At 30.1% G+C, this 22,182-nt stretch carries 17 protein-coding genes, 1 other RNA gene and 5 pseudogenes; 11 read left to right on the top strand and 12 right to left on the bottom strand.

Annotated features, from left to right (window positions below; genetic code table 11):
• Window positions 1–10 precede the first annotated feature (10 nt).
• From ettA to OTBS_RS03680, 3 genes are all read left to right on the top strand, one after another.
• The gene (ettA, locus tag OTBS_RS03690; RefSeq protein WP_011944650.1) at window positions 11–1,678 is read left to right on the top strand and encodes an energy-dependent translational throttle protein EttA; all 1,668 of its coding nucleotides are present in this window, start codon (window positions 11–13) and stop codon (window positions 1,676–1,678) included.
• Between the two features lie 32 nt (window positions 1,679–1,710).
• Window positions 1,711–2,082 carry a DUF2672 domain-containing protein gene (locus tag OTBS_RS03685; protein WP_011944649.1) on the top strand — a complete coding sequence of 124 codons (372 nt, stop codon included), beginning with the start codon at window positions 1,711–1,713 and terminating at the stop codon, window positions 2,080–2,082.
• 90 nt (window positions 2,083–2,172) lie between these two features.
• Window positions 2,173–4,461 carry an FtsK/SpoIIIE family DNA translocase gene (locus tag OTBS_RS03680; protein ID WP_011944648.1) on the top strand — a complete coding sequence of 763 codons (2,289 nt, stop codon included), beginning with the start codon at window positions 2,173–2,175 and terminating at the stop codon, window positions 4,459–4,461.
• A 281-nt stretch (window positions 4,462–4,742) separates the two neighbouring features.
• On the opposite strand, the pseudogene OTBS_RS03675 reads toward OTBS_RS03680, so the two are convergent.
• A pseudogene (locus OTBS_RS03675) lies at window positions 4,743–5,150 on the bottom strand (transposase family protein); the annotation flags it as partial.
• 75 nt (window positions 5,151–5,225) lie between these two features.
• On the opposite strand from OTBS_RS03675, the gene OTBS_RS11750 reads away from it, so the two are divergent.
• Window positions 5,226–6,049 (top strand): IS5-like element ISOt6 family transposase gene (locus OTBS_RS11750; RefSeq protein ID WP_157866337.1). Its coding sequence is split into 2 segments (ribosomal slippage): window positions 5,226–5,613 and window positions 5,613–6,049, totalling 825 coding nucleotides; the frame shifts between segments, so codons are not numbered across the junction.
• Between the two features lie 28 nt (window positions 6,050–6,077).
• Here OTBS_RS11750 and OTBS_RS11745 read toward each other — a convergent pair.
• From OTBS_RS11745 to ssrA, 7 genes and pseudogenes are all read right to left on the bottom strand, one after another.
• Window positions 6,078–6,477: pseudogene (locus OTBS_RS11745) on the bottom strand (transposase family protein); the annotation flags it as partial.
• 7 nt (window positions 6,478–6,484) lie between these two features.
• Window positions 6,485–6,694, bottom strand: coding sequence for a transposase (locus OTBS_RS16170; RefSeq protein ID WP_232488902.1), 210 nt, complete (start codon window positions 6,692–6,694; stop codon window positions 6,485–6,487).
• A 512-nt stretch (window positions 6,695–7,206) separates the two neighbouring features.
• On the bottom strand, window positions 7,207–7,647 hold the full coding sequence (locus tag OTBS_RS03655; protein WP_080571832.1) for a hypothetical protein: 441 nt from the start codon (window positions 7,645–7,647) through the stop codon (window positions 7,207–7,209).
• 37 nt (window positions 7,648–7,684) lie between these two features.
• Entirely contained in the window at window positions 7,685–8,182 is a 498-nt protein-coding gene (locus tag OTBS_RS03650) for an ATP synthase subunit B (RefSeq protein WP_011944646.1), read from the bottom strand.
• A gap of 7 nt (window positions 8,183–8,189) precedes the next feature.
• Window positions 8,190–8,414 (bottom strand): F0F1 ATP synthase subunit C, encoded by a 225-nt coding sequence (locus OTBS_RS03645; RefSeq protein WP_011944645.1) that lies wholly within the window; start codon window positions 8,412–8,414, stop codon window positions 8,190–8,192.
• 55 nt (window positions 8,415–8,469) lie between these two features.
• Window positions 8,470–9,198, bottom strand: coding sequence for a F0F1 ATP synthase subunit A (locus OTBS_RS03640; RefSeq protein WP_011944644.1), 729 nt, complete (start codon window positions 9,196–9,198; stop codon window positions 8,470–8,472).
• 38 nt (window positions 9,199–9,236) lie between these two features.
• Window positions 9,237–9,606: a transfer-messenger RNA gene (gene ssrA / locus OTBS_RS11735) on the bottom strand.
• A gap of 948 nt (window positions 9,607–10,554) precedes the next feature.
• On the opposite strand from ssrA, the gene OTBS_RS03630 reads away from it, so the two are divergent.
• Window positions 10,555–11,229, top strand: coding sequence for a queuosine precursor transporter (locus OTBS_RS03630; RefSeq protein WP_011944642.1), 675 nt, complete (start codon window positions 10,555–10,557; stop codon window positions 11,227–11,229).
• 404 nt (window positions 11,230–11,633) lie between these two features.
• Here the strand turns inward: OTBS_RS03630 and OTBS_RS11730 are convergent.
• Window positions 11,634–12,457, bottom strand: a protein-coding gene (locus OTBS_RS11730; protein WP_157866335.1) for an IS5 family transposase whose coding sequence is annotated in 2 segments (ribosomal slippage) — window positions 11,634–12,070 and window positions 12,070–12,457 — 825 coding nt in all. Because the reading frame shifts where the segments join, the coding sequence is not laid out codon by codon here.
• 507 nt (window positions 12,458–12,964) lie between these two features.
• On the bottom strand, window positions 12,965–15,640 hold the full coding sequence (gene ppdK / locus OTBS_RS03615; RefSeq protein WP_050897522.1) for a pyruvate, phosphate dikinase: 2,676 nt from the start codon (window positions 15,638–15,640) through the stop codon (window positions 12,965–12,967).
• A gap of 574 nt (window positions 15,641–16,214) precedes the next feature.
• On the opposite strand from ppdK, the gene OTBS_RS16165 reads away from it, so the two are divergent.
• On the top strand, window positions 16,215–16,340 hold the full coding sequence (locus OTBS_RS16165) for a transposase (protein WP_410517963.1): 126 nt from the start codon (window positions 16,215–16,217) through the stop codon (window positions 16,338–16,340).
• Window positions 16,341–17,008: 668 nt separating this feature from the next.
• Window positions 17,009–18,202, top strand: coding sequence for a reverse transcriptase domain-containing protein (locus OTBS_RS03610; RefSeq protein ID WP_080571831.1), 1,194 nt, complete (start codon window positions 17,009–17,011; stop codon window positions 18,200–18,202).
• A gap of 270 nt (window positions 18,203–18,472) precedes the next feature.
• Here OTBS_RS03610 and OTBS_RS16160 read toward each other — a convergent pair whose 3' ends face one another.
• Both OTBS_RS16160 and trpS read right to left on the bottom strand, forming a co-directional pair.
• A complete protein-coding gene (locus OTBS_RS16160) occupies window positions 18,473–18,607 on the bottom strand; it encodes an ankyrin repeat-containing protein (RefSeq protein WP_011945064.1) in 135 nt (44 codons plus the stop codon).
• Between the two features lie 135 nt (window positions 18,608–18,742).
• Window positions 18,743–19,750: a tryptophan--tRNA ligase gene (trpS, locus tag OTBS_RS03605; protein WP_011944639.1), complete on the bottom strand. Its 1,008-nt coding sequence runs from the start codon at window positions 19,748–19,750 to the stop codon at window positions 18,743–18,745.
• A 476-nt stretch (window positions 19,751–20,226) separates the two neighbouring features.
• Here trpS and OTBS_RS11705 point away from each other — a divergent pair.
• The 4 genes and pseudogenes from OTBS_RS11705 to OTBS_RS18265 form a co-directional block, all read left to right on the top strand.
• Window positions 20,227–21,051, top strand: a pseudogene (locus tag OTBS_RS11705) (IS5 family transposase).
• Window positions 21,052–21,210: 159 nt separating this feature from the next.
• Window positions 21,211–21,471 (top strand): transposase, encoded by a 261-nt coding sequence (locus OTBS_RS03590; RefSeq protein WP_331831655.1) that lies wholly within the window; start codon window positions 21,211–21,213, stop codon window positions 21,469–21,471.
• 100 nt (window positions 21,472–21,571) lie between these two features.
• A pseudogene (locus OTBS_RS18270) lies at window positions 21,572–21,640 on the top strand (hypothetical protein); the annotation flags it as partial.
• Between the two features lie 85 nt (window positions 21,641–21,725).
• Window positions 21,726–21,925 (top strand): annotated as a pseudogene (locus tag OTBS_RS18265) (IS110 family transposase); the annotation flags it as partial.
• Window positions 21,926–22,182 lie beyond the last annotated feature (257 nt).

Here is a 22,182-nt window from a genome sequence, read left to right as displayed (position 1 = left end):
AAAGGTAATAATGTCCTATCAGTATGTTTATGTAATGAAAGGATTAAGTAAGGTAATTAATGGAAAGCCAATCTTAAAAGAAACCTGGCTGTCATTTATTCCTGGTGCAAAGATTGGTATAATAGGTCCAAATGGTGCTGGAAAGTCTACACTGTTAAAAATTATGGCAGGACTTGATAAGGAATTTGATGGTGAAGCTTGGGCAGCTAATGGAGTTAAAATTGGCTATTTAGCTCAAGAACCACCGTTAGATTTAAATAAAAATGTTGGAGAAAATATTTCAGATGGTTTAAAAGAAAAAACAGATCTATTGAATCAATTTACTAGTATTAGCTCTAAATTTGCTGAAGAAATGACAGATGATGAAATGTCAGATTTGCTAGCAAAACAAGCTGAATTACAAGAAAAGATTGATGCTATTGATGCATGGAATTTGGATCGTGAAATTGATATTGCTATGGAAGCATTAAGATGTCCTAGTAAAGATGCTAAAATCGATCAAATTTCTGGTGGAGAGAAGCGTAGGGTAGCATTATGTAAGTTGTTGTTGGAAAAGCCTGATATATTATTACTCGATGAGCCAACTAACCATCTTGATGCTGAATCAGTTTCATGGCTTGAAAACTATTTAAAAGCGTATAAAGGTACAGTTGTATCTATTACTCATGATCGGTACTTTCTTGATAATGTAGCACAGTGGATATTAGAAATAGATCGAGGAGTTTGTGTGCCATGGCAATCCAATTATTCTCAATGGCTTGATCTTAAAGAAAAAAAACTTGCTATTGAGGAAAAAGAAGAAAGCAATATAAGAAAGTATCTTAAAAAAGAATTAGAGTGGATAAATCAATCTCCTAAAGCTAGACAATCTAAAAGTAAAGCTAGAATTACAGCATATAATGATCTAGTTAATCAACAAAATGAAAAAAAAGTTGGCCCTGCGCAAATTATTATTCCAAATGGACCACGCCTTGGAGATTTAGTTATTGAAGGAAATAATATATCTAAAAGTTTTAACTCTCGAGTCTTGCTACAAGATTTTAGCTTTAAAATCCCTCCAGGAGCAATTGTTGGTATAATAGGACCAAACGGAGCTGGTAAATCAACTTTATTAAATATGATCGTTGGTAAGGATACAGCTGATAGTGGTACTATTAAAATAGGTTCAACAGTTAAATTAGGTTATGTTGACCAATCTAGAGATCACCTAGATGATAGCAAAACAGTATGGGAGGAGATTTCAGGTGGGTTGGATGAGATGCAGCTTGGTAATACAATTGTTAAAAGTAGAGCATATTGTGCTGCATTTAACTTTCGAGGTAGCGATCAACAAAAAAAAGTAGGTCAGTTATCTGGTGGAGAACGTAATAGAGTACATCTGGCTAAATTACTGAGATGGGGGGCTAATGTTATTCTTCTTGACGAACCATCTAATGATTTAGATGTTGAAACTTTAAGGGCGCTGGAAGAAGCTATTTTAGACTTTGCTGGCTGTGTTATAGTAGTAACACATGATAGGTGGTTTTTAGATAGAATTGCAACTCATATTATTGCATTTGACCAATCCAGTAATGCAACCTGGTTTGAAGGTAATTATCAAGACTATCATAGTTATATGACTAAAATTTGTGGTCATGACACTAAAAATCCTAAATATAAACATAAAAAATTTGTATAAGTTAAATTTTAATATATTAATTTTGGCATAAAATGGGATTATCTTTTGGCGAGATTATTGTTGTTGTTATAATTGCAATATTGGTTGCAAAGCCTCATGATATAAAGTATTTACTTAAACAAATTTACTCATTAAAGTTGCTGTTGCAACGTGCGTATCATGAGATATTATCTAGCCTTGACTTAGATGATAAAGAAGATGAGGATTATAATAATCATACTTTAAATTTAATTAGTAATACTAACAGTGATATTGATAAATCTAAGGTAGACCAAATGAATTTTTATCTACAAAAAATTGCAGAGCAAGGAGAAACATATCATGGAGATTATAACTTACCTTCTATAAAGAAATATTTTATAATGATAAAAAAACAAAGTTACAATAAGAAAAAAGATAGTTAAGTAGCATCGAGTTTATTAGCTTTCTAGCTGTTATTACATCTAAAGTTTCTTATATTACCTATAATGATATTGATTTAAGAGAAGATTGTAATGTTTAATATCTTGAAAATAATATTTGAGGATAGCAGATTCAAGTCTGCGCTTTGCTTTATTACTTCCTTCTTAATTTTCTTGGTATTATTGTCATATGATAGTAATGATCCTGGATTTAATATCGCGACTGATGTTACACCAAACAACTTGTTAGGGCATGCTGGAGCTAATTTTACTAGAATGCTGATAGCTATTTTAGGCTCAACAGCATTTTTTTTTCCAATATTTTTGTTTGCATTAGGAAGGAAATATTATTTTCAGCAAGAAATAAGATATTTAAAACTCAAGATTTTATCTGCCATAATAATAATATTGGAGTGTTCTTATTTTATAAGTAATATTGAGAGCCTAGATTTTCAGTATAAGGGAATTATCAGCAGCAGTATCTATGATTTAGTTAAAATCTTTAACCATAGCACTGTTATAGGAATTAACAGCATTATGATAGCAATTCTGATAGTCAATCTATCGTTTATTATAGACTATCCGTTATCAAATATTATACCATTAATACGCTCACTTGCTGCACATGCTTTTATTTATATAAAAAATTTTTTTGTTGGACTGATAAGTTTAAAATATTTGACTCGTAATAATGATTCAGATGGGCAGTTACAGCAGCATCAGTTGGTTGTATGCAATAATGATAATGATTTGCTAATAAAAGACGAAGAAGATGGTAATGATAACGCTGTGATGCCTAGTGTTTCTCCGTTCTCTGATAGTAATTTTAGTTGGGATAAAAATAATGATGTTGCTATAAATCATAAGAGTAATACTGACCAAACTATTGTTTTACCTGAAGTTGATCTACTAGGACAATATGATAACCGTAATGTAGCACCAGAAAGTGAAGAAAAGTTGATTTATAATTCCAAACAATTGTTAAAAATATTGAATGATTTTGGAATTAAAGGGCATATTTTTAACATTAATCAAGGACCAGTTGTTACATTATATGAATTTGAACCAGCCGCTGGAACTAAATCTTCACGTGTTATTGGTTTATCTGATGATATAGCTAGGTCTTTAAGTGCCTTATCTACCAGAATATCAGTTATTCCAGGTAAAAATGTTTTAGGAATTGAATTACCTAATTTACATAGAATGTTTTTTAGTATTAGAGAATTGATAGAGTCAGCTGAATATCAGAAATCTGATAAATCTCTACCAATTATCCTTGGTAAAGATTTAAGCGGGGAGCCAGAAATAATCGATTTAGCTAAAATGCCTCATTTACTAGTAGCTGGAACAACTGGTTCTGGAAAATCAGTAGCAATTAATGCTATGATTATTTCATTGCTCTATCGTCTTACTCCTAATGAGTGTAAATTTATTATGATTGATCCTAAAATGCTTGAATTATCAGTGTATGAAGGCATCCCTCATTTACTTACACCTGTAGTAACTGATCCTAGCAAAGCAATTATTGCTTTAAAATGGGGAGTTAAAGAAATGGAAAACAGATATAGATTAATGTCTACTTTGGGAGTTAGAAACATTGCTGGTTATAATAGCAGAATTGAGGAAGCGATTGCAAAAAAGCAAACTTTGGCTAAGACTTTACATACTGGTTTTGATCACGAAACAGGGCAGCCTATATATGAGTCAATACCTATTCCATTAGAAAAGTTGCCATTTATAGTTATTATAGTAGATGAAATGGCTGATTTAATGATAGTAGCTGGTAAAGACATTGAATCATCAATACAAAGGCTAGCGCAAATGGCAAGAGCTGCAGGAATTCATATTATTATGGCAACTCAGCGGCCTTCTGTGGATGTTATTACAGGAGTAATAAAGGCAAATTTTCCAAGTAGAATTAGTTTTAAGGTGACATCAAAAATTGATAGTAGAACTATTTTAGGAGAAATGGGAGCTGAGCAGTTACTAGGTATGGGTGATATGTTATATATGGGTAATGGAACCACTATTAAAAGAGTGCATGCTCCTTTTGTAGATGATAGTGAAGTTGAGCAAGTTGCTAAATTTTTAAGGGCTCAAGCAACTCCACAGTATATTGATAATATTACTGAGATATCAGATGATAACATAAATATTACTTCTTTTTCATCAAATGGTGATGAATCAACAGATGATGAAAGTTTATATAAGCAGGCTGTACAGATCATTAAAACAGATAAAAGAGTTTCTACGAGTTATATTCAAAGATGTTTACGAATAGGGTATAATAGAGCAGCATTAATAGTTGAAAAAATGGAACGAGAGGGAGTTGTTAGCCCTCCAAATCATAGTGGCAAAAGAGAGATTTTAATAAAAGAGTAACAGCGCTACTTGATATTAGCTTAGATTTAATAGCATGGGCTTACGCAAAAAAGACATTATGAGTTTTTAACTGTGCTTCATAACAAAGAACATGTTGCTACTTCTACGTTCCATAAGAACTGCACATGATGCTTTGGTATCATACAGCTCAAGCCTCTTTAAGTTCAATTATCAGTTGAACATCTGAATTAAAAATTAGTACTCAATTTCCTAAATTTTTAGTCTACTTATTTTCTACCTTTTGCTTCAACTTTTTTATAATAGACATCTTTCGAAACTAGTTAAGGTAGTTCAAAATTATAAATGCCAGAGATCAAATTAAATCTAAGACCGAATCTTTTACGTCTATTTCGATATTTGTCAGCAATAATTTTGAACTGTTTTAGCATACCGATAACGGTTTCATTCACAACTTTTTCTCGTGCTAACCTAAGATTATTCTTTTTATCATTTTTAGTTAAAGGATTTTTCTTGCTTTTTTTCTTTGGTAATTCAGAATTATTGTGAATTTTTTGTATACCTTGATATCCTATATCAGTAATAGCTTTAATCTTAGGATGGATAAGGATTTTGGATTCCTTAAATAATCTAAAGTCATGTTTTTTACCGTTAGAAAAATCTGTACATATTACTTGGTTGGTTTTCTTGTCTACCACTATTTGAGTTTTTAGTGTATGCCTTTTCTTCTTTCATGAATAATAGACTTCTTTCGAAACTATACAATGATGTAAAATGGTGTTATAAAAATCTGATTTGAAGTAACAATGAAATTAGATCAGATTAAAGAGTTAAAGGATGAAAAATTTCGTCGATTAACAGGAGTAAGGAAGGGAACATTCTCAAAGATGGTGGATATTTTGAGGAAAGCTGATGGTGTTAAGAAATCAAAAGGAGGGCGTAAAAATAAGCTCAATTTGGAGGAACAGTTATTGATGGCCTTAGAATACCTTAGAGAATACCGTACTTATTTTCATATAGGTCAGAACTATGGGATTAGTGAAAGTTCAGCATATAAAGCTGTAAAATGGGTAGAAGACACCTTAGTTAAACACCCAAACTTTGCTCTTCCAGGTCGTAAAGCTCTAATGAATAGCGATATGAATTATGAAGTAGTCTTGATTGATGCTACTGAGAGTCCAATAGAAAGACCCAAAAAAAACAAAAATTCTATTATTCAGGAAAGAAGAAAAGGCATACACTAAAGACTCAAATAGTGGTAGACAAGAAAACACACCAAGTAATATGTACAGATTTTTCTAACGGTAAAAAACATGACTTTAGATTATTTAAGGAATCCAAAATTCTTATCCATCCTAAGATTAAAGCGATTACTGATATAGGATATCAAGGTATACAAAAAATTCACAATAATTCTGCATTACCAAAGAAAAAAAGCAAGAAAAATCCTTTAACTAAAAATGATAAAGAGAATAATCGTAGGTTAGCAGGAAAAAGAGTTGTCAATGAAAACGTTATTGCTATGCTAAAACGGTTCAAAATTATTGCTGACAAATATCGAAATAGACGTAAAAGATTCGGTCTTAGATTTAATTTGATCTCTGGCATTTATAATTTTGAACTACCTTAACCAGTTTCGAAAGAGGTCTAATAGAATTTTTGTTTTTTTTATGTCTTTCTATAGGACTCTTAGTAGCATCAATCAAGACTACTTTATAATTCATATCACTCTTCATTAGAGTTTTACGACTTGGAAGAGCAAAGTTTGGGTGTTTAACTAAGGTGCCTTCTACCCATTTAACAGCTTTATATGCTGAACTTTCACTAATCCCATAGTTTCTGACCTATATGGAAATAAGTACAGTATTCTCTAAGGTATTCTAAGACCATCAGCAACTGTTCCTCCAAATTGAGCTTATTTTTACGCCTACTTTTTGATTTCTTAAGACCATCAGCTTTCCTCAAAATATCCACCATCTTTGCAAATGTTCCCTTCCTTACTCCTGTTAATCGACGAAATTTTTCATCCTTTAACTCTTTAATCTGATCTAATTTCATTATTACTTCAAATCACATATTTATAACACCATTCTACATCATTGTCTAGTTTCGAAAGAAGTCTATTATTAATTACAAGATGTAGCTTAAAGCCTAAGAACAAGCAATAACTACTCTTGCAAATTTTAGAAATTTTATTACAAACTCTATTGCTGGAAATATATTTGTTATGATAAATTGCTAACTTTATAGAATCGATATAATATACCTGTCTCATCTCCTAGACAATGCATTTGAGTGGTAGCAACATTCTGTTGTATTATTCTACTATAACTTGGTAAACAAAAGTATCCTTTATACTTATTACGTGCGTAATATAGATAATAATTTTTAAAATCCTTGCATGAAGATAAATAAAAATATATCACTATTGTTAATAACTCAGCTAAGGATAACTATCCATCTCTGTTCCTTTGATCATTACTTGGTATTAATCTCTTTCTTTTACACTCTTGATATATCTTGCAAAATACGTAGACTTTAAGATTATAGGCATAGAGGTAGAACATAACTCATTTATGTCATATACATTCGGTGTTAAAGCAATTTAACTAACTCAAAGAAATAAGATTTATGCTATATTTTACTATTATAGCTGTAATAGTTGTTAATTTAAACTATAGGTTTTGACTTTCATTTTAAAAGCTTTTTTCCTCATATAAATTTTATATTAATATCACTCATTTTGCATAAGTTATAGTATCTAATTTAGATAAGAATATTAATTTTTTAGTGGTTGGCATTTTGATTTTTATACTTATTATCAATCATGCTTGTTATCATATTTGTTGTAGGATTTTGTAGTGTATTATTAATATACTTTAAAGCAATATTACTAGAAAAATCAAAAAAATGGCTAAATATTCTTTCTTTAGCTTTATATTTCTCGTATTCAATTCTCTCATGAGCGTGCAATTCATATTCTTTGATTCTTATCTCTAACTCGTTTAATCTTGATTCAGTAATGTTATTAGCTATCTTTTGCGCTTGGGTAACTGTAGTTATTTTTCTATGTTTTGCTTCTATTAACTTTTTTTTAGCTTCAATAAGCATTTCTTCAGCATTATTACTGATAGAGATTGACTGGTCTATTTTGCTTCTTATATTTTTGATTTTACAGTCTAAAATATTTATTAAAAAGTTCTTAAAAGGCCTATAGCAAATAATAATAAAATAGAATAAAACAAAGTAGCACTTTTATACTCTCTTAATTAATTGTTTTATTGTTATTTAATTTATTATAATACTTATGCAACTGATCAATATTAGCTTCATGATTCGTAAGTTTTTTTATGAGATCTTGTGAATATTTAATTACTTGCTCTTTATAACTATTTTGAAAATTTATTGTCATTTTTTCAATTTCGGCAATACAATCTGTAACTTTTTGATCAATTTTTTGAGAATGTTTCATCAATCTTTGATTATAAATTTCTTCAGTAGATTTTTTTGCCTGGTTTATAATTTCTTCAGCTTCAAGTTCAGACATGCGAGCAATACGGCTAACCTCTTCATTAATTTTTTGTATTTGAATATTAGTTTGCTCGGCTTTTTTGATGTATGAAGAAATATGATCATTTCTTTTGCTAAAGAGCTTTTCAGCTAAAGGTACAATTACAAAGTTGATCATTAATAATAAAAAAGTAAAAGTAATAACTAACCAAAATAACTGTGTAGGAAAAAAAATATAATCTAATTGAGGCATATACTTTTTAAGTAAACATTAATAATATTGCCAAAATAAACGAAAATAACCCCATAGCTTCAGCTAGTCCAGCTCCAATTAAAGCAGCCTTCTGTAAATCTTCAATAGCTGAAGGGTTACGGGCTATAGAATTCATCAGTGCATTAAATATGCTTGCAACTCCTAATGCTGCTCCAGCCATGCCAAACGCCATGAAAGCTATAGCTATGTACTTAAAAGATATAGGGTCCATGCATTAATCTCCTGTATAATTTTGTTATTTAAATATAGTATTACATACTATATTTTCAATGTAAATTTACTACATCTCTTAAATATACACAAGATAAAATTGTAAAAATATATGCTTGTAGGATAGAAATAAATAATTCAAATCCAATGAGTACAATAACTAAAGCTATAGGCAATGGCTTAAAAAACCAAGTTAAACTAACAATAGACCAAGCAATAATTTTTAGTAATATATGTCCTGCTACCATATTTGCAGTTAGTCGTAGAGATAAACTAATTGGTTTAGAAATGAAAACACATAATTCAATTATGACCATTATCGGTGCTAACCAAAGAGGTATATTTTTGGGTAAGAATAACGAAAAAAATCCTAACTTGTGTCTATAGATGCCATAAACTAAAGTAGTAGTAAATACTATCATTGCTAAACTGAATGTAACTATTATATGGCTAGTAAATGTAAAGGCATGTGGAACCATTCCAATAATGTTACCAAGACTAATAAAAAGAAATAAAGTAAGTATCAAAGGAAAAAAAACTTTCCCTTGTGGACCTATAATGCTATGTACTAGTTTTATGTTTGACTCGTATAATATTTCTCCAAAAGCTTGCCACCTTGAAGGAACAAGTTTACTATTAACAAATGCTATAATCAACAACAAACTAGCGGCTATGCTGACAAATATCATAGCCACTGCTGAGTTAGTAATGCTGATATTATAACCTAGCGCTTTTAGAGGTATAATAGGTTTAATCAAAAACTGGCTTAATGGATTAGCTAACATTACAAGAAATAGTATATTTTTGTGTTTTAAGTAGATTAATTAGGGCTTTTCTGTTGCCCGGTAAGCCCTACTACCGCTCAGTACGCCAATTTCCTTAAGCTGCTAATGCACTCAATTGGAAATTACCGTCTGTAGAATGCTTTATGTTATCATTTGCATTTCTTTTTTTGACCCATTTAAACAATTTTTATAAATACTGCTTAAAACGACGGAATCATATCGGGCAAAATTTATTATTTTATTAGGTGTGTCGAAACTTTGTCACCCCCGTAAAACACAACTACTTCATAGCTTGGTGGAGGTGCCGAGTACTGCCCCCGGGTCCACTACCTCTATTCTTAATAAAACTTATTGCCATAGCTTATTAGCTTATTAATTATAACATTATGATTTTTTATTTACAATAACATATTATTAATATGCAATATGAGGTTATATAGCTAAACAGTATAAAACAGTTATGTTATATCATTTTGGAAAAAGGCGTCTACATCACAGTGATATTTGATTCTTCTTGATTTAGCTTGAAACAATTTTTTTAATAAGATTTAAATCATGGAGGTAAATACTTTAATATATGTCTATGTCTATCTTTTTCTATCATAGTTTTAAATGAGGACTTTTATGAAAACTTGCATTGTCTATCACAACCATAGAATTATTAGATAATTTCTGAATTAAATCCTATTCTATTCTAACAGTTAAAAATAGCAGTATTAACAATTGTAGACTTAATGCTAGTTAATATAGTAAATAATTAAGAATGAAGCGATTAAATATATGATATCTAAATCTAAGACTAAATATGCTTTATATATCGCTATTAAAGATTGTGATATTGAAAAAGTACAGCAGCTTATTAATAAGGATAGTAACGCCAGATTAGGATAATGGAAAGTATGAAAAGTGTAATACAGAAAGCTTACAAAGAATAATCAGTTATTAAGAATGGATATTACACCAGGCATATTTGCTAAAAATATTAGATCAGCAAATGTTAAATACATAGTTCTGAATTAAGTTGTATTTTATGTAATGTATTAAAAGTTATAACGAAATATTACCTTTGAAGACTTTTATGATTATATCCTTTTCTGCTGTTAATAACTCAGCTAAGGATAATTTTCCATCTTTGTTCTTTTGATTACTACTTGATATTAATCTCTTTCTTTCCCACTCTTGATATATCTTGCAAAAATTATCTATTAAATAGTATACTGTTATAATACATTTTTTCATGTTGGGTTGTTTTATTTTTATTTAAATTTTCTTTGTAATTCAACATTTTCCCTTTATATACCTTTTATGCTATAATTTTCATACTTTTCATCATCCTAATCCAGTATTTATAGAGTAATGCATCAAAAGAATATATTAATATTAACTGATCAGAATAAATTATACATAGCATTATGTGTTCTATTTTCTGTATTAGTTATAACTAACAATATGGTTTATCAAAAATTTGTTTATTTGCCGTTTTTCGGGTTGCATATTTTTGAACTTTCTGTAGGAGCTATATTGTATCCTATAAATTTTCTAATTACAGATATAATAGCTGAATTTTATGGAAAAAATCATGCAAAATACTGCATTAGAATGGCAATATTAATGAATATATTAGTTGCTGTAATCATTAAAGTTTTCAGTTTACTTAATGCAACTAGCTGGTCTAAAATTGATAATAATCTTTTTAATCAAATGTTTAGTATGTATCATATAGCTTTTGTTGGTTCGTTATTAGCTAGTTATATATCGCAAATTGTTGATATAAACATATATCTAGGATTAAAATCACTGACTAAGGGAAAATATTTATTAGTCAGAAATAATGTCAGTACTGCAATTTCTTTGTTTATTGATACGTGTATTGTTGTAGGATTTTTATGTATATTTAAAATTCTACCTATTCAGATAGCATTTAATTTAATATTTAACAGCTATACTTTTAAATTATTATTTACTATATTAAGTACTCCACTATTTTACCTAGCAGTAACTATACTAACCAGAGTTCAATATAAAAAATAGGTCATATAGAGATGTAAGCTTATTACTATTTTTTATTTAGTTTTGAGATCTTTATACTCCCTCTTATCTTTTTTTATTCCTTCTATTACGCTTTTCTGTATACTATTACTGCAATTCTTATTCTAACTATAGTCTAATAACGCCAGATCAGGATAATGGAAGATATGCAAGGTAGTGAATAAAATGTATACAAGGAGATAATGTTGAGTTAAAAAGAAAATTTAAATAAAAAAGAAATAACCCAACATGAAAAAATATATTAGACCTCTTTCGAAACTGGTTTAATGAAGAGTCTATAGTCATTTACAATGAAGTTTGCGTATAAAATATCATGTTGGTAAATCTTATGATGCTATTATCGCTTTTTATATACTCAAACTTCATTAGACCTCTTTCGAAACTGGTTAAGGTAGTTCAAAATTATAAATGCCAGAGATCAAATTAAATCTAAGACCGAATCTTTTACGTCTATTTCGATATTTGTCAGCAATAATTTTGAACCGTTTTAGCATAGCAATAACGTTTTCATTGACAACTCTTTCTCCTGCTAACCTACGATTATTCTTTTTATCATTTTTAGTTAAAGGATTTTTTTTGCTTTTTTTCTTTGGTAATGCAGAATTATTGTGAATTTTTTGTATACCTTGATATCCTGTATCAGTAATCGCTTTAATCTTAGGGTGGATAAGAATTTTGGATTCCTTAAATAATCTAAAGTCATGTTTTTTACCGTTAGAAAAATCTGTACATATTACTTGGCGTGTTTTCTTGTCTACCACTATTTGAGTCTTTAGTGTATGCCTTTTCTTCTTTCCTGAATAATAGAATTTTTGTTTTTTTTGGGTCTTTCTATTGGACTCTCAGTAGCATCAATCAAGACTACTTCATAATTCATATCGCTATTCATTAGAGCTTTACGACCTGGAAGAGCAAAGTTTGGGTGTTTAACTAAGGTGTCTTCTACCCATTTTACAGCTTTATATGCTGAACTTTCACTAATCCCATAGTTCTGACCTATATGAAAATAAGTACAGTATTCTCTAAGGTATTCTAAGACCATCAATAACTGTTCCTCCAAATTGAGCTTATTTTTACGCCTTCCTTTTGATTTCTTAACACCATCAGCTTTCCTCAAAATATCCACCATCTTTGAGAATGTTCCCTTCCTTACTACTGTTAATCGACGAAATTTTTCATCCTTTAACTCTTTAATCTGATCTAATTTCATTATTACTTCAAATCAGATTTTTATAACACCATTTTACATCATTGTATAGTTTCGAAAGAAGTCTATTGTAAATGACTATAGTTATTAATTCTTTTAGTCTTTCGACTCAGTGTCGTTTACTTTCTAAGGCCTCTCTTACCTACTATCATATGCCTAGTAATATGCTTACCATGTTTCACTTATCAGAGATGCATTAAGTTGGTTACCTTCTGTATACCTGGAAACTGGCATTTTTATAGAAACTATATAATGGTCAGTCAGAACATCTTTTTCATATTGATCACACTTGCTATAGGTCTTGTTATGAATTTTCAAACTAATGTCCTCTCTGCATTGCCTTGCTTATGTTTTTAAACCTAACAAAATTTCTGTTTCTTTTTTAAGAAGGACTTTTTTGATTCTGTCTTTTTATCTTTACAATGTGCAACTACCTTCTCGAATTAAGCTATAAGCATTAAAATTTATTCTTCTAGATTTTTTACATTATTTCTTATATCTAACTCGTAGTTAATTATTTTTTAATGCTGCTTGTGCTGCTGCTAATCTAGCAATTGGAATTTTATATGGCGAACATGATATTGAATCTACTTTAACTTTATGAAAAAATTCTACTGAATTTAAATCAGCAGCATGTTCACCACAAATTCCTATTTTCAGATGTTTTTTAGCAGTTCTGCCACGTTCAATGGCTATTTGAATTAATTCACCTACAGCTTCGCAATCTAAAGTTGCAAAAGGATCAGCTGCAAAAATATCATTTTCAATATATTGATTAATAAAAGATGTAGAATCATCTCTTGAAATACCATATGTAGTTTGCGTTAAATCGTTAGTACCAAAACAGAAAAAATCCACTTCCTGAGCCAGTTCATATGCCTGAAGAGCAGCTCTAGGCAATTCAATCATAGTTCCTATTGTATAATCAAACTTACATCTATATTTAAGTAATTTTTGCTGTTCTACTTTTTCTACTATTTTATAAATTATTTGCTTTAACAATTGCAACTCTTTTTTATGGCTAATTAACGGTATAGTAACTTCAATTTTAGGCATAACTTTTAACTCAAGTAATATTTCAGCTGCAGCTTCAAATATTGCTTGAACCTGCATTTCATAAATTTCAGGGAAACTTATACCGATTCTACAACCTCTATGACCTAACATAGGATTTACTTCCTTTAACGTGTTAATTCTTGCATTAAACGTTTCTTGAGAAATGTTTAGATTATCTATGATTCTATTGTGTGCAGTTGTAAATGTTGTAGGTAGAAATTCATGTAATGGTGCGTCAAGTAGCCTGATATTAATTGGGGTTTGCATTGTAGCAGCAAATAGCTCTTTAAAATCAGCTTTATGCAACAAAAACAATTTTTCAAGCGCATTCAATCTACATTTATCATTATCAGCAATAATTGTCTCCTGAACTAGGCTAATTTTGTTGTCCTCAAGAAGCATATGCTCAGTACGGCAAAGACCGATAGATGTTGCCCCAAGTCGCAGTGCTAATTTTACATCATCGCTAGTATCTGCATTAGCCTTTACCTCAACTGTTTTTATTTCATCAGCCCACTCCATAAATAATTGGCATTCCTTAGAAAATTCTGGCTGTAGTAATCTTACTTCTCCTACAAATACTTTACCACTGTTACCATCTATAGTAATTTTACTGCCTTGATACAAACTAATATCGCCTATCTTTATCAGTCCATTCTGTTGGTCAATTATAACATCTTTAGCAGCGCAAATATATGGCTTTCCTAATGCTCTGCTAAGAATTGCTGCATGAGAAGTTGTATTTCCACCAGTAGTTAAAATGCCAGAAGATATATGCATAGCTTTAATGTCTTCTGGACTAATATTCGAACATATAAAAATCACTTTATGATGTTGATTAGATAATTTTTCAGCAGCAGCTACTGATAATGCAATTACTCCAGTTACAGCTCCTGATGTAGACGGAAGTCCTTGAGTTATTACTTTATAATTCTCACTTTCATCAATATATGAGTGTAGTAATTGATTGAGTGACATTGGATTGATTTTAGCTATCGCATCTTTTTTAGTTATTAACCCAGAGGCAACCATATCTACTAGTGCCTTAATAGTTGCTAATGCTGTGCATTTTGCGGATCTTGTCTGTAATATATATAATTTCTGCTTTTCTATAGTAAATTCAATATCTTGAATATTACAGTAATGCTGTTCCAATTGTTTGCAATGCTGTAATAACTCTTCATACATCTTAGGCATAGCATACTTTAAGGTGCATTTTTGATCCTTATTATCACTTAATATGGAATTAGGTATACTAGCTCCAGATACAACGTTATCTCCTTGAGCATTAATTAAAAATTCGCCATATAGTTTATTATCACCTGTTAAAGGATTTCTAGTAAACACTACTCCTGTTGCTGAATCACTACCCATATTACCAAAAACCATAGTTTGTACAATAATAGCAGTTCCAATATTTTCTGAAATATTGTTAAGTTTTCTATACGTAATAGCATGGTGGTTCATCCATGATTTTAATACTGCTTGAATAGCTTGGTGTAATTGAATATTAACATCTTGTGGAAATTCTTGTTTAGTTTCTTTATGAATAATTTGCTTAAAAATTGTAATTAGATTATGCAAATGTTCTGGAGTTAGCTGCTCTTGACTAGTAATATTATTTAATGTTTTAAACTGATTTAAAGCAAGTTCAAATTCTGCGGGTGATACTCCCATAACTACTTGTCCATAAGTTTGAATAAAGCGCACATAAGTATCTAATGCAAAAATTCTATTACCTGTTGCAGTACTTAATCCTTCAACTATAATATCATTTATACCTAGATTAAGTATAGTGTTCATAATTCCAGGCATAGATACTGCAGCACTAGACCTTACTGCAACCAATAGCGGATTATTATAATCACCAAAATTTTTTCCAGTTTGATGTTCTAAATCTAGAATAGATGATTTTAAATCAGATATGAAATCACTTGGTAGAGAATCATTATTTTGCCGATAGTAACGATATAATTTAGTTGATATAATAAAACCATGCGGTACAGGTAGCTTTTGACTAAACATCTGAGCAAGTGTTATACCTTTGTTACCAAGTAGATTTTGCAGATTATCCTCTATTATATTACAGGATTGGCCTACTGAATTAATATGAGGTAAGTTTGCAGACATACTTGAAAATCGATAAATCCACTTTGTCATAATATTGCCTCTAAATGATTGTATAGTATTTGCATAAACTAATTATTAAGTTAGGTCATGTTATTTTCAAAGTTATTAATTTTATGCTTATATAATTTAACATATAGCAATAGCTAAAAAAGTATAGAAAGTAGTATTTATTTATAATATAACATTGTTTGTAAATCGTATCTCTTAATTTTTTCTATTATTGTCTTTATGATGAAAGTGGTTTTGTTCACAGTACAGCTAGAACTTACGGATATGCAGCAAAAGGTATAAGATGTTACTGCGTTTATGATTTGCATCAGTCAAAGAGAACTAATTTTATATAACTAAACTACTATAAAACAGTTATAATAGTTTGGCTATCACTATGAGCTAGATATACTTTTGAAAAGTAAATCATATAACTGTTTTATAGTGACTTAGCTACAAGAGCATTAGTAGATAAATCTCTGCAACCGTATCAATTTTGAATGCAATGTTAATACTGCTATTTTAAACTGTTGCATAGAACATGATTTAATTCAGGAATTACCTAATAATTCTGTAGTTGTGATCAATAATACAAAGTTTTCATAAAAGTCATCATTTAAAAATCATGATAGAAAAAGATAAACATATATTAGAGTATTTACCTCCTTATTCTCCTGATTTAAATTCTATTGAAAAAATAGTTTCAAGATAAATTAAGCAGAATGAAATATCACTGTAACTTAGACACGCTTTTCAAAAAGTATATAACATAACTGTTTTATACTGGTTTAGCTATATACCTACATTAAAACATAATTATACCTCTTTCGAAACTGCTTAAGGTAGTTCAAAATTATTGCTGATAAATATCGAAATAGACGTAAAAGATTCGGTCTGTGCGTCAAGAGAAAAGGTGAATTAATCTTACTGGTGAAAGTCCAGTTATGGAAGGAGAAGCTAGATCCACCATATAGCGAGTCTTGTGCTGCTGAAGGTAACGACAGTAGTAAAGCGTAGACAGTGAAACATTCGAGCCGAAACCAAATGGTGAACGTGATAGCCCTGAAAGTGAGATGTAGTGGAAGCCGATATGTTCTAGCACATAGTAGGCAAAAGAAGATTGGAGGTCAAACTAGTAAAAATCCAAAAATTTTCAACCACCGGGGTCGCAGGCGTCAGCGAGTTTGTAAAGATTAATGACACAACTTGAGAAGTCCTTATAACTCTTACGTAATTAAGTAAGTATTCAAAGTACAAGTGGTGAAACATAAAGCTTTGGAGATGGTGTAAGGATGGCTGAGTTAACCATAGTAGTGATGAAACCTAGTAATGTGGGTGGAGCAAAGGGTTAGCAGAAAAGTAAGAATGCAAGAGGAAACAATGGCTGTACACAGCATAGACAGAAATACATGGTTAACGAAACTTGAGCGTATAAAGTTGCTATCATCGAAAAATCAAGACATAAAGTTTAATAATCTAAATCAAGACATAAAGTTTAATAATCTAAATCAAGACATAAAGTTTAATAATCTTGGACATATCATTGATTTAAAGATATTAGAAGAACAATATAAGGAACTCGATAGCAAGAAAGCGATAGGAATAGATGGTATAACCAAAGAGGATTATGGTAAGAAGTTGAAAGCAAATCTGCTCTCGCTTCTTACTAGAATTTGCAATGGGAAATATCAGGCTAAACCTGCACGAATAACAGAAATTCCAAAAGAAGATGGAGGCAAAAGACCTTTGATAATATCATGTTTTGAAGATAAGATAATCGAGTCTACAGTAAGCAAGATATTAAACTCTGTGTTTGAGCCAATATTCTTAAAGTATTCCTATGGATTTCGACCTAAATTAAATGCACACGATGCTTTAAGGGAGTTAAACAGACTTACGTATAACTTCAATAAAGGGGCTATAGTAGAGATTGATATAACAAAGTGTTTCAATACAATTAAGCATTGCGAGTTGATGGAATTTCTAAGAAAGAGAATATCTGACAAGAAGTTTCTAAGACTAGTTATGAAACTGATTGAAACACCAATCATAGAAAATGGTACTATAGTTACTAACAAAGAAGGTTGTCGTCAAGGATCAATAGTTTCACCAATCCTGGCAAATGTCTTTCTGCATTATGTTATAGATAGCTGGTTTGCAAAAATCAGCAAAGAAAACTTAATGGGACAAACAGGAATGGTGAGGTACTGCGACGATATGGTATTTGTCTTTGAAAGGGAAGCAGATGCGAAAAGGTTTTATGATGTTTTGCCTAAAAGGTTAAATAAGTATGGGCTAAATATCAATGAAGCTAAATCACAAATGATAAAATCTGGTAGAGACCATGCTGCAAATTTAGCCCAACAATGCAGGAAGATCGCAAGTTATAATTTTCTTGGATTTACTTGCTATTGGAGAAAATCAAGATTTGGCATAACATGGAGACTAAAATATACCTCAAGGAGAGATCGTTTTACTGAGAAACTGAAAGGACTGAGAAAATATTTGCGTAGTCAGCTAAACAAGCAAGATAAAACACAAACATTATCACAAGTCATTAGAGTTATTAGGTGAATGGATCAACTATCATGGTATATCTGATAATAAAAGACGAGTAAGTTCATTTATCAACCAAAGTAAACGGGCAATATATAACTGGTTTAATAGAATGGGAGGAAAACGTAAGATGAATTGGAAAAGACTAACCGAGATACTTAAAAGAGTAAATTTTCCTAAAATTGGAAAGATTGTCTCAATGTTCTAGACAACAAATAAGGCATAATGCTTATCTTATTTTTGAGAGCCGGATGCGGTAATTCTGCAAGTCCGGTTCTGAGGAGGGGCCTAATTGAGCAATTGGTTAGGTCTACTCACACAACAACAAGATGGTAAAGCAGTGTGCCCATCATTATTTTTTGCGTTTACGTTAGCTCCATTGTTCAGCAAAATCTTAGCAATATGTAGATTCTTATATTTCAAAGATACATGTAAAGCGGTGATACCATCTTTATATTTTGAATTTACAAAGTGTGCTATTCTTGCTGTACTTTTTCAATATCGCCTCTTTAATAGCTCGATGTAAAGCATATTTAGTTTTAGATTTAGATATCATATTTATGTTGACAAAATTTGTAGTCCAAATTTTTGTTTTACTTTTGTTATGGTTTTTTCAGCTATTATTTTAGCCTGATTAGCCCCTGTAATCAATACTTGATTAACATAATCTAAATTATTCATATAATTATTATATTCTTTCAAAATAGGGTTAAGACAATCAATAATTAACATTGCTAAGTCTTTTTTAAATTTAGTTAATTCTGCATATTCATATTCTTTTACTATATCATTAGTGGTTTTATTAGATAGTGCAGCAAATATATTAATTAGATTAGAAATCTCTGGTCTGCTTGTAGGGTCATATGTGATTTGAGTATAGCAATCAGTTTTTGCTTTTTGCAACTTTCTAAAAATAACGTCTTGTGAATCAGTTAGATTAATTCTACTAAAATCAGAGATATCTGACTTACTCATTTTTTTTCTGCCATCTTTTAGACTCATGATTTTTCCTGCTGTATGATCTATAAATAGTTCCGGTAACTTGAAAATGGTATCATCATTAAACTTATGATGGATTATTTTAACTATATCTCTTACTAGTTCTAAATGTTGCTTTTGATCAGCCCCAACTGGTACTAAATCTGCTTGATATAACAGAACATCTGCAGCCATCAGTACAGGATATGCTAGCAATCCTAAGTTGATATTATTTGAGCTGCATTTGATAGTTTTATCTTTAAATTGAGTCATTCGTTTTAATTGTCCAAGTGGAGTAACGCAATTTAGTATCCATGCAAGCTCTGAATGTTCTTTAACATCAGATTGAAGAAAAATTATTGATTGTTTGGGATTTATTCCGCATGCTAGAAGCATGCAAGCTGAACTAAATATCGACTCACTTAGTTTCAATGATTCTTGTGAAGTAGTAATTGAATGTAGATTAGCAAGAAAAAATATGGACTGAAATTTTGATTGCATTTGAACCCATTTCTGTATAGATCCTAAATAATTGCCAAGATGCTGCTTTCCTGTAACCTGTATACCAGATAATATACGTTTGGACATTAATATACCTGACTTTAAATGTTTTAAATGGTGTTTATTATAAACATATTTGAAGTTTTTAGCATTAATAATTTTTTAAATTCTAATTTTGAAGTATTAAAATAAAAAAGTAATTAGTATGACATATTCGATATATTTTGGAAAAAAGTACTGGACATAAAGGGAAGAGAGAAAATTACTTTTGAAAAAGTATCAAAATATTTTGTGATAGGAAAGAATACAGTATTTGTATTTAGTAAAAACATATTGTAGTTAAAAAACAGAAACAGAGCTCCAATAAAAGCCTTTATTGATAAACTAAAATGAAGATGTGAGCCAATATAGTGACACATATTAATACGAAAGAGCTAAAGGACTATGAGTAAGTAAGTCTGGTGTACAAAAAGCATTAAAGAGATTAAATTATTACATAAGACTTCTTTCGAAACTATACAATGATGTAAAATGGTGTTATAAAAATCTGATTTGAAGTAACAATGAAATTAGATCAGATTAAAGAGTTAAAGGATGAAAAATTTCGTCGATTAACAGTAGTAAGGAAGGGAACATTCTCAAAGATGGTGGATATTTTGAGGAAAGCTGATGGTGTTAAGAAATCAAAAGGAGGGCGTAAAAATAAGCTCAATTTGGAGGAACAGTTATTGATGGCCTTAGAATACCTTAGAGAATACCGTACTTATTTTCATATAGGTCAGAACTATGGGATTAGTGAAAGTTCAGCATATAAAGCTGTAAAATGGGTAGAAGACACCTTAGTTAAACACCCAAACTTTGCTCTTCCAGGTCGTAAAGCTCTAATGAATAGCGATATGAATTATGAAGTAGTCTTGATTGGTGCTACTGAGAGTCCTATAGAAGGACCTAAAAAAAAATAAAAATTCTATTATTCGGGAAAGAAGAAAAAGCATACACTAAAAACTCAAATAGTGGTAGACAAGAAAACGCACCAAGTAATATGTACAGATTTTTCTAACGGTAAAAAACATGACTTTAGATTATTTAAGGAATCCAAAATTCTTATCCATCCTAAGATTAAAGCGATTACTGATACAGGATATCAAGGTATACAAAAAATTCGCAATAATTCTGCATTACCAAAGAAAAAAAGCAAGAAAAATCCTTTAACTAAAAATGATAAAAAGAATAATCGTAGGTTAGCAGGAAAAAGAGTTGTCAATGAAAACGTTATTGCTATGCTAAAACGGTTCAAAATTATTGCTGACAAATATCGAAATAGACGTAAAAGATTCGGTCTTAGATTTAATTTGATCTCTGGCATTTATAATTTTGAACTACCTTAACCAGTTTCGAAAGAGGTCTAATGTACTAAAAAAAGCTATAAAATATCAGAAGGCAAAAAAAGAAGAGAGATTAAAATGTTAGAATAGGATAAAAAGGCACAAAGACAAATGAAAAGTTATTGTTTTTACGGATGAGAGAGGTTTGTTCATAGTACAACTATAACTTACGGATATGCAGGCATGAGGTGTTATAGAGTTTATGATTGGCATCCATCAAAGAAAACTAATGTTATAGGAGCATTAGTAGACAAATGTCTGCTAACAGTATCAATTTTTGACTGCGATGTTAATACTGCTATTTTTAACTGTTTGATAGAACAGGATTTAATTCAGAAATTACCTAATAATTCTGTAGTTATAGTAGGCAATGCAAGTTTTCATAAACATACTCATTTAAAAATTACAGCTAAATCACTATAAAACAGTTATATATTATATACTTTTTGAAAAATATACTTAGGTCATAGTAATAGCCAAACTATTATAACTGTTTTATATAGGCTTGCTATAAAAAGATAGACATATATTAGAGTATTTACCTCCTTATTCTCATGATTTAAATCCTATTGAAAAAATTGTTTCAAGCTAAATCAAGGAGAATGAAATATCACTGTGGCTTAGAGATGCTTTTCAAAAAAATATATAACATAACTGTTTTATAGTGGTCTAGCTACAGTAGAATCTCTAAAATTGGTAATTCAGACCTACGTAAAGCTTTTTATATTCCTGAAATGTCTGCATTAAAACATAATTGTATTATATTAGGCAATTTGCTGATCGTTTATCATCTGATAGTGGCAAACAAACATGTTTATCATTTTTCTTGATTTTTAACATGCTATCTCTAATTTACTATATATTCAACTCATTCTAGCACATAGTGTTTAGCTTTTATTTGATGAAATCCATAGACAAATGGCCAAAAATATAATATAATATACAATTACTGTATAATCTTTGTTCATTTCATGAAAGTTATAACAGCGCTAATATGTTTAAGAATAATACAATAAATTTTAATAATTACAAGAAATCAGCATTAAAAAAGCAAAGAACTTTAAGATAAACCAATGTTGAATTTTAGCTTTGTCTTAACCTCCATTGCTTTTGAAATCACTAATACTGAACAAG

The sequence above is a fragment of the Orientia tsutsugamushi str. Boryong genome (assembly GCF_000063545.1).
GTDB lineage: Bacteria > Pseudomonadota > Alphaproteobacteria > Rickettsiales > Rickettsiaceae > Orientia > Orientia tsutsugamushi_C.
The sequence above is the reverse complement of the archived record's forward strand: the minus strand, read 5'-3'. Positions and strand labels throughout refer to the sequence as shown.